Below are 14,085 nucleotides of genomic sequence, written 5' to 3'. Positions count from 1 at the left end.
CTATTAAAATGTGCACAAACTTCTATATCGTACAAGGCATATTTTATAGCCAGCCACAATTAGATGTCAAGATTTTCAGTTAGCCTTAGCTATTATAACAACCAGTATCAGCGCAAATATTTCTACAGTTTAGGGCAATATATCATTATCAAAGTCCAAGTCACCAATATTAAATTTGACAGTTTCCATATTTTCACCGCTGCTAACCTCAGATTGAGTTTCACCGGCATCAGCTTCCGGATTATTCTCTTCTTTTCGAGTCCCGGGAACATCTGCATTTATATCCAAATTATTTTCTTCAGCCGGGGTTCCGGAGTCTACCATTTTTAAATCAGCACTATCCCCATCTCCGGTAGTCCCTGAGTCTGCAGCATTTACATCAACATTTTCCTCACTATGCACAACCTCAGATTCATTGGTATTACCGTCGCTCACAGCTTCATCATTTTTAATATTATCCTCAGGTTCACTATTTTGTTCTTCGCACTGATTATCATTTTGTTCAGGTATCAAACCCTCAAATGGATCATAATTATCTTCCTCTGAGTATTCATAGTCAATATCTGCCTCAGAGTCGCTATAGCCGTCCATGTCAAAATCAAACAGGCTCTTATCAATTTCTCTGTCACCTGCTACTGCTATTTTGGATAATAAGACATTAGGATTGATATTGTACTTTTTGGGATAAGTTATGGTCATTTTGGTAATCTGACCACTTGTATAACCGCAGTTCGGAATCCAATACTCCGGTGTTTTATCTGTTTTATTGCATATAAGTACCTTCTCATTTTTTTCAATGACGTTAGTACCCTTTTGCTGTGCCTCACCTATAGTCCTTGCCGTATGCGTGTGTCCATTTAAGGATTGTAATTGTTTGTGACATTCACAGCATTCTATTTCATCTCCATACTTAGGATTTGTAGTGATAACATCTGACTTTCCTCCTGCATTTAATACTCTGACCTTCGGTGTGTATATAAATACCACTTTATCGTTGTAACATGCCAGTGTATGTTTATGATTGACGGCTACAGTAAAACAGCCACCTGAATGATTGCAGGTCTCGGCTTTAATAGTATTTTTTCCATCAGTATGATTATGATATTCACATGATTTAGTCCCTGCTTTTATAACTGCTGCAGGAATAAGATTTATCTTCCCGATTAATGAGCTGATAGTTGCATCCTTTGGAGCATTGTAGCCACCAAGATCGGACAGTATGGATGCCAGTTTACTACGATTACTGCCCGATGATTGAAAAACCTGGTCAAGCCTTGAAGCAAGCTGTTTCATCTGTTTTTCATTATTTTCCAGCTTGCTTTTCATTTCAGAAAGACTTTTGTTCATGCTTGCGACATCGGCGCTTACAGTATCAACATTTCTGACAATTGTAGTAATCCTGCCATCTGTTCCGCTCTGGCTTCTTTTGATTTCATCGATTTTTGAATTCGTTCCAGCCTGAGCATTCCTTACTTCATCAATCTTTGAGTCTGTGCCGCTCTGAGCATTCTTAACATCATCTATCTTTGAGTTTGTACCATCCTGTGCATTGCGAACATCCTGAATTTTGCTGTCTGTCCCTTCCTGCGCTACGCGGACTTCATCAATTTTTCCATTTGTACCATACTGGTTTTCCCGAACTTCATCCACCTTTGAATTTGTTTCATTCTGAGTATCGTGGACTTTATCAACTTTATCATTCGTGACATTCTGAGTTTCCCGAACATCATCAACTTTTAAATTAGTTTCATTAAGGTTTTCGTTGACCTTATCAATCTTATCATTTGTAACATCCTGAACCTCGCGGATATTATCGACCTTTGAATTGGTCTCATCCTGGGTCCCGCGAATGCCATCCACCTTTGAATTTGTTTCATCCTGGGCTTTTCTGACTTCATCAACTTTGGAATTTGTTACATTCTGAGTTCCTCTGACATCATCTATCTTGTTGTTTGTTGTATCCTGAGTTCCACGAACATCATCAATCTTGTTGTTTGTTGTATCCTGTGTTCCTCGGACATCATCGATTTTGTTGTTGGTTGTATCCTGTGTTCCTCGGACATCATCGATTTTGTTGTTGGTTGTATCCTGTGTTCCTCGGACATCATCAATTTTGCTGTTTGTCACGTTCTGGGTTCCGCGAACATCATCCACCTTACTATTAGTAGTTTCCTGAACATCACGGACTTTGTTTATGTTATTGTCCACATCTCCTACTCTGTCCATTACCTTGCTAACAGATTCCCTGACTTTCTTTACATTGTCATTGGTTTTACCTACATCCTTTGATACGTCTGAAAGCATGTTGATATATGTGGCCTGAGTTATTTTGAGATCATTTTCAAGCTTGGTTAAGTTTTCCTTTGTGTCAACCTTCTCAAGTGACTTTATTATTGTCTGAAGTGATTCAGTTGTCTTCTTTTCAGTATCTGTATTATTAGTTTTAATATCTCTAATCTGCTCAATAATTCCGGAAGCGTTTGAGCCTGATTTATCGCAGCTCTTTTTGATATCATCCAGTGCATTTGTTATCTGGGCAAAACTTTCCTTATCCTTATTGGCATCAGTATTTCCGCCCTTATCCATGCTTTCCTTTAATTTTTTAACCTGTTCGCTTGTGGAAGATATTTCCGAATGGATGAGTTTAAGATCTTTATCAAGGCCGTTTATACTTTCAACAACCTTTGATGAGTCAGTACTTGTTTCCTTTTCCGTCTTAGTATGAGTGTCTTTTTCTACTGACAGAGTCTTTTCTCTTTCAAGAGTCTTTTCAGTCAGCTCCTTCTGCTCATTTTGAACAGTCTGAATCTCCTGTACAAGATTGCTGCTCTCTGTCACAACTTTATCCAGTTTTTCAAGATAATCTTCTATCTCTTTTAACTGTGAGCTTGCTTTTTTCTGTACCCCGAGAGAGTCCCTTCTGACCTCCTGCTTGGCAGCATCAGCGCTGATAGCCGGTGTTGTCACATAGACGAATGCTCCACATAATAGAGTTGTTGCTATAACGCCTGATGCCAACACAAGGGTATCGTGACGCTTGAGCTTCTTCAATAGCTCTTTCATCGAGTTACTTTGTTTAATTGGTCTCATAAAAAATAAAAACCGCCTTTCATAAAAATAATCTGGTAAAAAAAATGGAATTCGTCTCGGAGAAACTCCGGACTGCTATCGGCTGATTGCCGACAAGCAAGGAATATATCACACCTGACTTTTCTTATCAAGTGATTTTTTTCAAATTAAGAATTTCTTAAGTTTTCGTGTCGCCCTTGACAATATTTTTTACATTGTTAAAATTGCTATGTATGAGCAGGACAAATGATCGCGGCCGCAAGTCCCGTAAGGGCGCGGGTGAGGAAAGTCCGGGCTTCGTAGGGCAGGATACCGGATAACGTCCGGCGGAGGTGACTCCCGGGAAAGTGCAACAGAAAACAACCGCTCTTTATGAGTAAGGGTGAAAAGGCGGTGTAAGAGACCACCGTGCAGATGGTAACATCTGTAGCCATGTAAACCCTATCCGAAGCAAGACCAAAAAGAAAACTATGGGCCGGCCCGGTCCGTTTTCAGGTGGGTCGCTTGAGGCTGTCGGTAACGGCAGTCCTAGATAGATGATCATTCTCGACATAACCCGGCTTACAGGCCTGCTCATACATAAAAAACAAAATCATGGTCATTTAGGGTCTTGTTCCTGATAATACGAGTTGCCCTGCTATATACAGATCATGCAGTACATAGACATGTAGAATTCACACAGTGCATATTCATAATGTTTATAAAAAGCAATCTTTAATAATCTTAAAATGCATACCAATAATAAGACATCAATAAAAATAATTTATACTACAGGCATTACATTAATCGTAATGTTTATTTTTTTTCTTATATACCCTCTTTCTGCCTGCGCCAACGGTCCTATGCCAAGCGAAATTGCAGAAGACATGATATCCATCGGAGCTTTCACAGCGCCACTTACTGTTCCCTCATCTGATACTGACAGCGATATAATAGCTACCGCCCTAAACCAGCGCCCCAGCATTGTTCAAGTCCAGGTTGGCAAAGAATACGGAAGCGGCAATATTCTTTCCATAAACAAAGACCAGATACTGATCATCACAGCAGGGCATGTGGTTAAAAACTGGGATTCAACCGACAATCATTTTGTAATTTTCTACAATGGAAAAATTGCTGATGCAACTCTTATTACATCAGATGAAACCTACGATGCAGCCATACTCAGCGTTAATACATCATCTATTGATCCCTATAACCTCATAAATCTTCGTGCAGTGAATATTAACCCTGATGTAATGCCCTCTTTTGACAAGATTAAGGGCGAAACCATAATCGCACTTGACTCAGACCATCAGGTCAATGCAAAAGAAAAGCAGCACTATGACTATTATGGAAGTAACACAGGAATAGGCATAAAATATGTATATGGCCCCGTAATAAACCCAAACATTATGGTTTCAGACTACGGCTACAAGATGATATATGTGAGATGCGACGCCCACCACGGCATGTCCGGAGGCGGTGTATTTGACCTAAGCGGCAATTATTTAGGCATCCTTGTAGGCGGAACCAATAAAGGTGAAACAGTAGCTGTAAGACTCTCAGATATTGAAGCTCTTATACAATAATGTGGCTGTTTTCTAAATACATACACTTTTTTAAGATATAAATGTGCTATTTAGCTGGATCTGTGCTGCGCATATGAAGATGTGCCGATTTCGTAGTTTCTTTTTGAAAAATCTGTGCTGCGCATATGAAGATGTGCTCTTTTCGCAGCTCATTTTGAAAAATCTGTGCTGCGCATATGAAGATGTGCTCTTTTCGCAGCTCATTTTGAAAAATCTGTGCTGCGCATATGAAGATGTGCCGATTTCGCAGCTCATTTTATAGAACAGCCCAGCAAAAAGATATCCGTTTGAAACTGTGAAGTTCTCAAGCGGATATCTTTATATCTGGGCGAAAAAAAAGAACTGTTCTAATGAAACAGTTCCTTTTTGTTTTGCATATTTAGCGGCAAGATCAAACCTTGAAGCAGCTGCCACCTACGAACTCTCTTGTAATGGAATTCTTGGGAAGTGCCTGTGAATCAACAGCCACAAAGTAGTCGAGAAATTTCAACAAACGTTTTGCCTCAAAATACTCCGGCTCATCTTTTCTGATGGCAAAAAGCAGAGGCTCCGCATATTGCTTCAAAACCGCCAGTTCATAAATCTGCGCTGAATTGAACATCTCATCTGCACTCTCCTGATAAGGGAAAATATTAAGGTGCTCGCCTCTGCGCACAGAATCCCACATGGCTATGGTATACTTTGCAGATGCACCTCTGGTTCTGGCATCGCGTACAATTCTTCTGATAAGTCGTCCATCTGTGGTCGGAATTCTGTTATGGGCATCTACGCTAAGAGTAGTCAATGCGCTGATATATATTTTGAATTTTGACTCTGCCGGAAGTGCATAACTCATCTTCTCATTAAGTCCGTGAATTCCCTCGATTACAAGAACATCCTCGTCCCCAAGCTGAAGGAAATCACCATTCATCTCTCGCTTACCGGTAACAAAATTGAAGGTTGGCATCTCAACTCTTTTCCCGTCTAGAAGATCCACCATATCCTCATTAAACTTCTCCACATCGAGAGCCTCAAGACATTCGAAATTATAGCTTCCATCCTCATTTAAAGGTGTATCTTCCCTGTTAACAAAATAGTTATCAAGGCTTATGGGATGCGGATTTAATCCATAGGTCCTCATCTGAATTGAAAGTCTGTTGGCAAATGAAGTCTTTCCTGATGAGCTGGGTCCGGCAATCATTACAAACTTAACGCCCTTGCGCTCGTAAATTTTCTGCGCTATCTCGCCTATACGCCTCTCCTGAAGTGCTTCCTGAACCAGCATGAGATCATTAAATTCGCCTCTGCAGATAGCATCATTCAGATCACCTACAGTATCTATTCCCATCATCTGACCCCATTTAGTGGAGCGAACCATTTCATTAAAGAGCTTTTCCCTTGGTTCACTTTCAGTTATCTCATCCGGATGCCGCCTGGAAGGCAGGTGCAAAAGCAAACCCTCATGATATTTTTCTACCTTGAACCATTTTACATAAGAGGTATTAGGCAGCATATATCCATAGAAGTAATCGTTGAATTCATCCAGCTTGTAGACATTAACTTCTGAGCTTCTGCGATAGCGAAGCAGCCTTACCTTATCATCCATTCCCTCTTTTGTAAAAATATCAACAGCATCAGCAAGAGGATATCCCTTCTTGGAAATTGGCAAAGCATCATCTACCATATCCTGCATTCGTTTATTCACTTCCTCAGCGAAGGTTTCAGTAACCTTGAAATCACCTCTGATATTACAGTAAATCGCATTGCCAATCTTATATTCAACTTTGGTAAATGCAGGGTGTTTTTTTCCTGAAACATCACGAACCGCCTTAATAAGCATCATGAGCGCAGTTCTGGTGTAGGTATTATTACCAATCTCATCCGATGTGGTTATGAATTTCAGATTCTCATCCCGATCCACTTTTTTCATAAGTTCGCGGATCCTTGAGCCATAAACCACCGCAACAATCTGGTTATCATACCTGTCCTGATAATCCCTTGCTATTTCTTCGAAGGTTGTTCCCTTCTCATACTCTCTTTCTTCTCCCTCTATAACAAGCTTTGGCATAACTCACCCTCCATATGGATTTAATTTACCCATGATTGCAGGTACTCACTTTTGCCCACAAGAAGTCATAGATTCCTGTTTTTCTTGCTGCAAAAAGTCATGACTTTTTGTGGGCAAAAGCGGAAATCGCCCACAAAAATCCTGCCTTCGGCAGGACACGCCCCTCGCTTCGCGAGGACCTGGTCCAATACGATTCCCGTTTTTCTGAGGAAAAACAGGAATCTATAGATTCTTATTTTTTTCTTGCTCTAGTGAATGACATACAAACTCAGGGCAATTATAATATCGTTTATTTTATTTATAATATCATTTATCCTCTCAGTATGCTCATTTTCAGATAATTTTAATAAAATACCCTCACAGATACTCTTTTCATGCTCAAGATATCTGCGAAGTGTTTCATCCCTTTTAAGAAGGAGACAGGGACCGAATCTGTCACATATCCTTGTGGCAGTTTCTAAAAGCAAGTCCGCGTTGTAAGAACGGATCAGTTCTTCAGTGGCGCTTTTATAGGACACATTTTCTCCATCATCGCTGACATTCACAGAGATTGCTACATAATACTTGCCATCTTCAAAAACTTCAGCCTCCTTTGTTATGAAAAATCTTTCGCGTCTCAAGTATTCCCTGAAAAGTCTGAGGTCAGACTGAGGCTGCAGAACCATCTGCTTAATGCCCTTTTTGCGGGGCTGCCCATCTTCCAGAATCCTTTTCATGAGAAGTCCGCCCATTCCTGCTATAACAACAGCATCGGTTTCTCCTTCAGAAAGCTTTTCCATTCCGTTTGAAAGCCTCGTCTCGATCAGGTCTGCGAGACCATTCTCCTTTATGTGATCTCTTGCCCTGTCAAGCGGTCCTTTGTTTATGTCCATGGCTATGGCTCTTTTGCATATGCCTGAATTAATAAGATAAATCGGAACGAATCCATGATCCGTCCCGATATCGCATACGCAGTCGGAGCTCTTAACGAGCCCCGCAACTGCGTTTAATCTATCTGATAAAATAACATTTTTCATAATTTAGTCCAGATAATCCTTAAGTTTTCTACTGCGGCTGGGATGACGAAGCTTACGGAGCGCCTTAGCTTCAATCTGTCTTATACGCTCACGGGTAACGTTGAATTCTTTACCAACTTCCTCAAGAGTTCTTGCTCTGCCGTCATCGAGACCAAAACGAAGTCGCAGTACCTTCTGCTCACGTTCTGTAAGAGTTCCAAGAACTTCAACCAGCTGCTCTTTCAAAAGAGTGAATGCTGCAGCATCTGCAGGTACAGGAACATTATCATCCTGTATGAAATCACCAAGATGTGAATCTTCCTCTTCACCGATAGGTGTTTCAAGTGAAACAGGCTCCTGAGATATCTTCAGAATCTCTCTTACTCTTTCTACAGGTATGCCCATCTCCTTTGCAATCTCTTCGGGAGTGGGTTCACGACCAAGCTCCTGCAGCAACTGTCTGCTGATACGGATGAGCTTGTTGATGGTCTCAACCATATGTACAGGAATACGGATTGTTCTTGCCTGATCTGCAATGGCACGTGTGATTGCCTGACGAATCCACCATGTTGCATAAGTAGAGAACTTAAATCCTTTACGGAAGTCGAACTTTTCAACAGCCTTAATAAGACCAAGGTTACCTTCCTGGATAAGATCAAGGAAAAGCATTCCTCGTCCTACATATCTTTTGGCAATACTTACAACAAGTCGGAGGTTAGCCTCAGCAAGACGCTTCTTTGCTTCATTACCATAAAAAGAAGCATTTTTAAGCTGTCTCTCATCATAATCTTTTACTCTTTCGTAAGCATCCTGCTCCTCTTCCTTGACATCAACCTTATCTGCACCGCCGGCTTCCATGATGCGCTCAGCCATCATTCCGTCTTCCATCTGCTGAGCAAGATCAATTTCCTGGTCAGCTGTAAGAAGCGGAACCTTACCGATTTCTTTGAGGTACATACGTACAGGATCCTCAATGCTTATACCATCTGGAACGGAAAGATCGATATTTTCCATATCAACCTCATCCTCATCGCCGAGAACAACACCGTCATCATCCGGAATATCAACATCAACGTCCTCTTCCATTCTGATGATATCAATGCCTGCAGCCTCAAGCTGTTCAAGCACCTTATCAAGGTTCTCCTCATCAAGGTTCAGATCTCTCAGGAAATCGCTGATTTCGTTGTAATCGAGTGTATTCTGTTTCTTTTTACCAAGTGCAAGAAGCTCTCTTATTTTCTGAAGGAACTTTTCTCTTGTCTCTTCGTCAAGATCTGAAGAAGAACCCGGAGCCTTGGATGCGCTGTCTTCCTTCTTTGCAGAAGTCTTCTTAGCAGACTCTTCCTTTTTAGCTGTGGTCTTCTTTGCAGTAGTAGTCTTTGCAGTAGTAGTCTTTGCAGCAGCCTTCTTCTCTTCCTTCAGATCATCATCAGCCAGCTTGATAACTATCTTTTTCTTGGTTTCCTTTTTTACAGTCTCTTTCTTTACAGCTGTTTTCTTTTCTGCAGCCTTAGCCGCAGGCTTCTTAACTGTTTCCTTATCTGTTTCCTTGCTTGTTGTCTTCTTTTCTGCCACTTTATTTACTTCCTTTCTTACGTATCCAAAATGATCTTTGCTCTCGACAGTTCCTCAAGTGCCCGTTTCCCATCAAGTGTAAAATTCCATCTTTCAGGTGCATCCGAAGGCATCATCGAGAGTTTCTTTTCAAAACCTGATTTTTTTATGTCATAGAGAATGTCGTGCATTGCCTTTTCACGTTCATCTTTTGTTTCAACCTTAAATAGGTTAGTATTGAAAAGCTCGGCGACTTCTCTCTGTTCATCTTCATCTGTGAAATGGTTCATCACCTTTGCAGGATCAAAACTGCCATCTGAAAGTCCCTTCCACATCTCATCAGCAATTCCGCGATAAAGCTCATCACTGAAATCCGGAGGTTCTACCCATTTCTTTACAGATGTGAAAACTGCCGGTTCATCAGCAAGCCAGGTTATCAGAAGCCTTTGAGGCTTTCTGGCCGGATCTTCCTTTATTTCCTTTATCGGTTTTCCAGACTTGGGTTTAACTGACTGCTTCACTATTCCGCCGGCTGCTATACCTGCCACCAGCTTATGAAGGTCATCAGCACTTATCATATATCTTTGAGCAACTGCTTCTAAGTAATTCTCTCTTTCGACAGCTTCGGTAAATTCGCAGAGCTTTTTACCTATAAATCTGTGGAATTCAGTCTTTTCAGCAGGGTCACTCATGTCGAATTCCTTCTCTTTTACTGCTATTTCAAAGAAAAACGGATTCTCTGCCTTCTTAATTCTCTCCTCAAAGGCTTCCCGCCCCTCATTTTTAATGAATTCATCGGGATCCTTATAGGGCTTAAGATTCAAGACCTTACCTTTAAGACCTGCCTCCTTAAGTATCTCAATACCTCGAAGCGCTGCACTTGTTCCCGCACCGTCACTGTCATAGGACAGGATGACCAGATCTGTATATCTTTTCAGAAGGCTCGCCTGCTGCGATGTAAAGGCTGTTCCAAGGGATGCCACAGCCATTCCAAAACCGGCCTGATGCATCGCAATGACATCCATATATCCTTCGCAGATTATTATATAGCCTGCCCTTGCATTCTTTGCATAATTAAGTCCGAAAAGATTTCTGCTCTTATCAAAAATCATGGTCTCAGGGGAATTGAGGTACTTGGGTTTTCCATCCCCCATAACTCTGCCACCGAATCCGATAACCTTTGAATTGGCATCCAGTATCGGAAACATTACTCTGTTCCAGAACTTATCATGCAGTCCGTACTTTTCATCAAAGGATGCAAGCCCCGCATCAATAATCAGCGAATCTGCATATCCCTTGCTTTTCAGATATCTGACAAGGTCATCACTTGTGACATTTGAATATCCTAGTCCGAACTTTCTTATGGTCTCATCGGAAAGCGCCCTTTCTTTAAAGTACTTAAGACCTTTTTCACCGGCAGGAGTTTTGAGCTGATAAACATAGTATTTTGCAGCCTCTTTATTTATCTCCAGCAGTGTCTGGCGCTTATCTCTCATCTTTTTCGCCTGAGGCGATTCATCTTCTTCCGGGAGCTTTACTCCTGCCCTGTCAGCCAGGTTTTTAACAGCTTCGCCGAAAGTCAAATTGTCGTATTTCATCAAAAATGAAAAGACATTACCACCCACTCTGCATCCAAAACAGTAGAACATCTGCTTGTTTGGGGAGACACTAAAGGATGGTGACTTTTCATTATGAAAGGGGCACAGTCCCACATAGTTTGCACCTGTCCGCTTCAGGTTGACATACTGTCCAATGACATCAACTATGTCATTGCGGGATCTGACCTCCTCAATGATTTCATCTGAGTATCTCATTTTATATTCCTACTTCTAGTTATAGAACATCCCAGCTCTTCGGCACGAAATATTCATGGAATCTGGCAATAGCAAATCTGTCTGTCATCGAGCTTATAAAATCACAAACGAGCCGCTCTTTTGGCTGAGTATCACTTAGCCGCTTTAAGTACTCCGGCAAAAGCTCATCATGATCCATATAGTACTGATACAGTATCTGGATCAGATTCTCCGCTTTTCCCTCCTGACTCTTAGCCACAGGATTGGTGTACACATTTTCAAACATAAAAGTCCTTAGATTAAAAAGTGCCTCCTCAACCTCTCCTGACATCAGTATGTCATTATGTCCTAAGCTGGCTTCTACAATGTCGTGAATAAACGTATTTAGCCATTCTCCATTGGTATGGCCTATTACTTTGGTAATTTTATCCGGGACATCCGATTCTTTAAGAATTCCCCCACGAATTGCATCATCCATGTCGTGATGAATATAAGCTATTTTATCAGAGAGCCTTACAACCTTACCCTCCAGAGTAATCGGAATAAGTTCCAGCTCATGATTCAGAATTCCGTCTCTTACTTCAAAAGTAAGATTAAGACCTCTTCCGTCCTTCTCAAGAAATTCCACTGTCCTCAGACTCTGCTCGTTGTGCTTGAAGCCATAAGGACATATTGCATTAAGAGCCCTCTCTCCTGCATGTCCAAAGGGTGTGTGTCCAAGGTCATGCCCAAAGGCTATCGCTTCCGCAAGGTCTTCATTCAGCTTAAGAGCTCTGGCTATAGTCCTGGCATTCTGAGCAACCTCCAGAGTATGGGTCATCCTGGTTCTGTAATGATCACCGTCCGGGGTAAGAAAAACCTGTGTTTTATCCTTAAGACGTCTGAAGGATTTTGAATATAAAATCCTGTCTCTGTCCCTCTGAAAACAAGGTCTGATGTCGCAGGGTTCCTCCTCGACTTTCCTGCCCTTGGTGTTCATACTAAGAGTTGCATATGGGCTATAATTTAATCTCTCTCTGTTTTCCAGGCTTTCTCGTATTTTCATACAATAAACTCCTCACTTTAACTATATTCTGCACATGGTTGACATTTCCTTTTTTGAAATTAAATTTTTTATTTATGCTTTTTATCATATAGGAAATCCAACGGAATCTCCTATATGATAAAAAAGACTGCCGCAAATGCAGCAGTCTATAGATTACCAGTTTCCGGCCTCATACTGCGCATTTATCCATGCAATAGCCTGTTCAAAGCCTTCCTCTGTAATCTCAAATTTTTCAGAAATTTTCTTACTGTCCTCAGTGTCAAAATAGCTGTAGGGTTCAGGCCACACAGTAGCCATGAGCCTGTCGTCAGGATTCCTCTGGTCAACGGGCGTGAAAAATACATTCTCCAGCGGCTCTCTTGCCAGCCTGTATCTCATGCCCTTATAGCTTCCAAAGAAAGCCTCCCCATATTCATAGTGTCTCAGATTAAAAAATACGTTTTTCTCAATTGCCATTAAATGCAAGTCTCCGGTTTAATATGTAAATTTGCCTGTATCTGTGTGATTTACAACATAATATGCTGTGTTCTCTTCAGGCTTAAGATAAATCTGCAGCTCCTTGATATCTGATATCTTGTGTCCCTCAGATACATACTTCTCACGAATGATCTGAGCAATATCCTCGGTACGAACCTCATAGTCCTTGTACTGGATAAAGAACTCTACTTTTGCATTCTTTTTTGCATTTGACTCTGTAATATCTCTGGTTGCTGCCTTTACAACATCAGCTGCCTTTTCCCCCTGCTCCTTTATCACCTTGGTTGCAGGCTCTGCTCTCTTTTTTACTTCCTTGATCACAGGCTCAGCCTTTTCAATGACATCCTTAAGAACAGGACCGCCTTTTTCCTTAACTTCATCGATCACAGGCTCAGCTTTTTCCTTAGCCATTTCAATGTAAGGCTCCGCCTTTTCCACGTAAGGCTTTGCTGCCTCGGATACATTTTTAGCGATATCCATCAACTTATCTGTAGTCTTTTTTCCTGCCATTTTACATCCTCCTCAATGAAATGTTTTTATCTTACCAACTCCTGTCGGGTGCTGCTATCTTTAGCATCCAAATGCTGCCAGATCAAAATAACAGAATCCATTTATCTGCCGAATGATTTCATGAATTTCGCAAAAGGTCCAACTGCATCCTGAAGATCCTTAATAGCCTGATTCAATCCGTCAAAATCAATTTGTGACATCTTATCAAGAGATTCCATCATCATATCCCGATTATCATTTACGAAAGTACTTATCTCATCACTTGTCTTAGTGACAGAATCAGCCATTTCATTAACCTCTGCAAGAGTTGCCGAGGCATTTGATAATGTCTCTTCACTGCTTCTGGCTGCCGCGTCAATTGCATTTAATGTTGAAGCCGCCTTAGGTACGACAATATATGCCGAAACCAGTACCACGCAAAGAATTCCGATGAGACAAAAAGCACTTATTCTATGATATTTAAGGCTCTTAGATGTATTCTCAGCGATTTTCTTAAGCAATTCTTCGTTATCCATGTAATGATCCCCCTTATCCGGCACGAGTTCTCCTGAATCTGACCTGCATGGTCTGTTAAGTTTATCCTCCACCAGTGCCTGTCCGGAACTCGTTATTACCTAAAATTATACTAATTCATGCTAAAACTTTCAATTTGAAATAGCTATCTGGACCGCGTAAATTTACTGTAGGATTTAATAGGTTAAAGAAACCTTGATATGCCTAAGCATCAGCTGGCATCTATAGATACGGAAATTCTTTATCCGCTCCATTTAAGCTAACATTGATAGATATGTATGTCAAGGACAAGCCAACGGTGCATCCATGCATCCTTGACATACATATCTATCAATGCACTTATGTTATCATGCGGATAAAGGATTCCCTTGGCTTTTCAAGCCGTTACAAAGTCCATATCCCACTATTAAAATACAACTGCTCCTTTGTCTGGAGACTCAGTTTATGATTCATGGCTTCATAGTATTTTCCAACGTTTCCATGTGTATTTTTCTCTGTGCGTATCATAGCTGTT

General features: G+C 41.1%; 10 protein-coding genes and 1 other RNA gene. 2 read left to right on the top strand and 9 right to left on the bottom strand.

Annotated features, from left to right (window positions below; genetic code table 11):
- Positions 1-129: 129 nt before the first annotated feature.
- A complete protein-coding gene (locus T501_RS11740) occupies positions 130-3,090 on the bottom strand; it encodes a hypothetical protein (RefSeq protein ID WP_155994846.1) in 2,961 nt (986 codons plus the stop codon).
- 213 nt (positions 3,091-3,303) lie between these two features.
- On the opposite strand from T501_RS11740, the gene rnpB reads away from it, so the two are divergent.
- An RNA gene (gene rnpB / locus T501_RS20310) (RNase P RNA component class A) lies at positions 3,304-3,649 on the top strand.
- 211 nt (positions 3,650-3,860) lie between these two features.
- On the top strand, positions 3,861-4,637 hold the full coding sequence (locus T501_RS11735) for a S1 family peptidase (RefSeq protein WP_044914993.1): 777 nt from the start codon (positions 3,861-3,863) through the stop codon (positions 4,635-4,637).
- A gap of 391 nt (positions 4,638-5,028) precedes the next feature.
- Here T501_RS11735 and T501_RS11730 read toward each other — a convergent pair whose 3' ends face one another.
- The 8 genes from T501_RS11730 to T501_RS11695 all read right to left on the bottom strand — a co-directional run bounded on the left by T501_RS11730 (position 5,029) and on the right by T501_RS11695 (position 13,573).
- On the bottom strand, positions 5,029-6,684 hold the full coding sequence (locus T501_RS11730; RefSeq protein WP_026510481.1) for a nucleoside kinase: 1,656 nt from the start codon (positions 6,682-6,684) through the stop codon (positions 5,029-5,031).
- A gap of 248 nt (positions 6,685-6,932) precedes the next feature.
- Positions 6,933-7,700, bottom strand: a complete 768-nt coding sequence (locus tag T501_RS11725) for a class I SAM-dependent methyltransferase (RefSeq protein WP_044914992.1) — start codon at positions 7,698-7,700, stop codon at positions 6,933-6,935.
- 3 nt (positions 7,701-7,703) lie between these two features.
- Entirely contained in the window at positions 7,704-8,915 is a 1,212-nt protein-coding gene (gene rpoD / locus T501_RS11720) for an RNA polymerase sigma factor RpoD (RefSeq protein WP_044915037.1), read from the bottom strand.
- Between the two features lie 356 nt (positions 8,916-9,271).
- Positions 9,272-11,047: a DNA primase gene (dnaG, locus tag T501_RS11715; protein ID WP_026510479.1), complete on the bottom strand. Its 1,776-nt coding sequence runs from the start codon at positions 11,045-11,047 to the stop codon at positions 9,272-9,274.
- Between the two features lie 19 nt (positions 11,048-11,066).
- Positions 11,067-12,071, bottom strand: coding sequence for a deoxyguanosinetriphosphate triphosphohydrolase (locus T501_RS11710; protein ID WP_044914991.1), 1,005 nt, complete (start codon positions 12,069-12,071; stop codon positions 11,067-11,069).
- Positions 12,072-12,224: 153 nt separating this feature from the next.
- Positions 12,225-12,527 carry a hypothetical protein gene (locus T501_RS11705; protein ID WP_026510477.1) on the bottom strand — a complete coding sequence of 101 codons (303 nt, stop codon included), beginning with the start codon at positions 12,525-12,527 and terminating at the stop codon, positions 12,225-12,227.
- 18 nt (positions 12,528-12,545) lie between these two features.
- Positions 12,546-13,058, bottom strand: coding sequence for a DUF6465 family protein (locus T501_RS20300; RefSeq protein ID WP_049945768.1), 513 nt, complete (start codon positions 13,056-13,058; stop codon positions 12,546-12,548).
- Positions 13,059-13,159: 101 nt separating this feature from the next.
- On the bottom strand, positions 13,160-13,573 hold the full coding sequence (locus tag T501_RS11695; protein WP_026510476.1) for a hypothetical protein: 414 nt from the start codon (positions 13,571-13,573) through the stop codon (positions 13,160-13,162).
- Positions 13,574-14,085: the final 512 nt, after the last annotated feature.

It is taken from the genome of Butyrivibrio sp. WCE2006 (assembly GCF_000701985.1).
Classification (GTDB): domain Bacteria; phylum Bacillota; class Clostridia; order Lachnospirales; family Lachnospiraceae; genus Butyrivibrio.
The sequence above is the reverse complement of the archived record's forward strand: the minus strand, read 5'-3'. Positions and strand labels throughout refer to the sequence as shown.

What these genes read in the sequence shown, in the direction of transcription:
- T501_RS11740 (WP_155994846.1), bottom strand. Translation starts at nt 3,090, where the DNA reads ATGAGACCAATTAAACAAAGTAACTCGATGAAAGAGCTATTGAAGAAG.
- T501_RS11735 (WP_044914993.1), top strand. Translation starts at nt 3,861, where the DNA reads ATGTTTATTTTTTTTCTTATATACCCTCTTTCTGCCTGCGCCAACGGT.
- T501_RS11730 (WP_026510481.1), bottom strand. Translation starts at nt 6,684, where the DNA reads ATGCCAAAGCTTGTTATAGAGGGAGAAGAAAGAGAGTATGAGAAGGGA.
- T501_RS11725 (WP_044914992.1), bottom strand. Translation starts at nt 7,700, where the DNA reads ATGAAAAATGTTATTTTATCAGATAGATTAAACGCAGTTGCGGGGCTC.
- dnaG (WP_026510479.1), bottom strand. Translation starts at nt 11,047, where the DNA reads ATGAGATACTCAGATGAAATCATTGAGGAGGTCAGATCCCGCAATGAC.
- T501_RS11710 (WP_044914991.1), bottom strand. Translation starts at nt 12,071, where the DNA reads ATGAAAATACGAGAAAGCCTGGAAAACAGAGAGAGATTAAATTATAGC.
- T501_RS11705 (WP_026510477.1), bottom strand. Translation starts at nt 12,527, where the DNA reads ATGGCAATTGAGAAAAACGTATTTTTTAATCTGAGACACTATGAATAT.
- T501_RS20300 (WP_049945768.1), bottom strand. Translation starts at nt 13,058, where the DNA reads ATGGCAGGAAAAAAGACTACAGATAAGTTGATGGATATCGCTAAAAAT.
- T501_RS11695 (WP_026510476.1), bottom strand. Translation starts at nt 13,573, where the DNA reads ATGGATAACGAAGAATTGCTTAAGAAAATCGCTGAGAATACATCTAAG.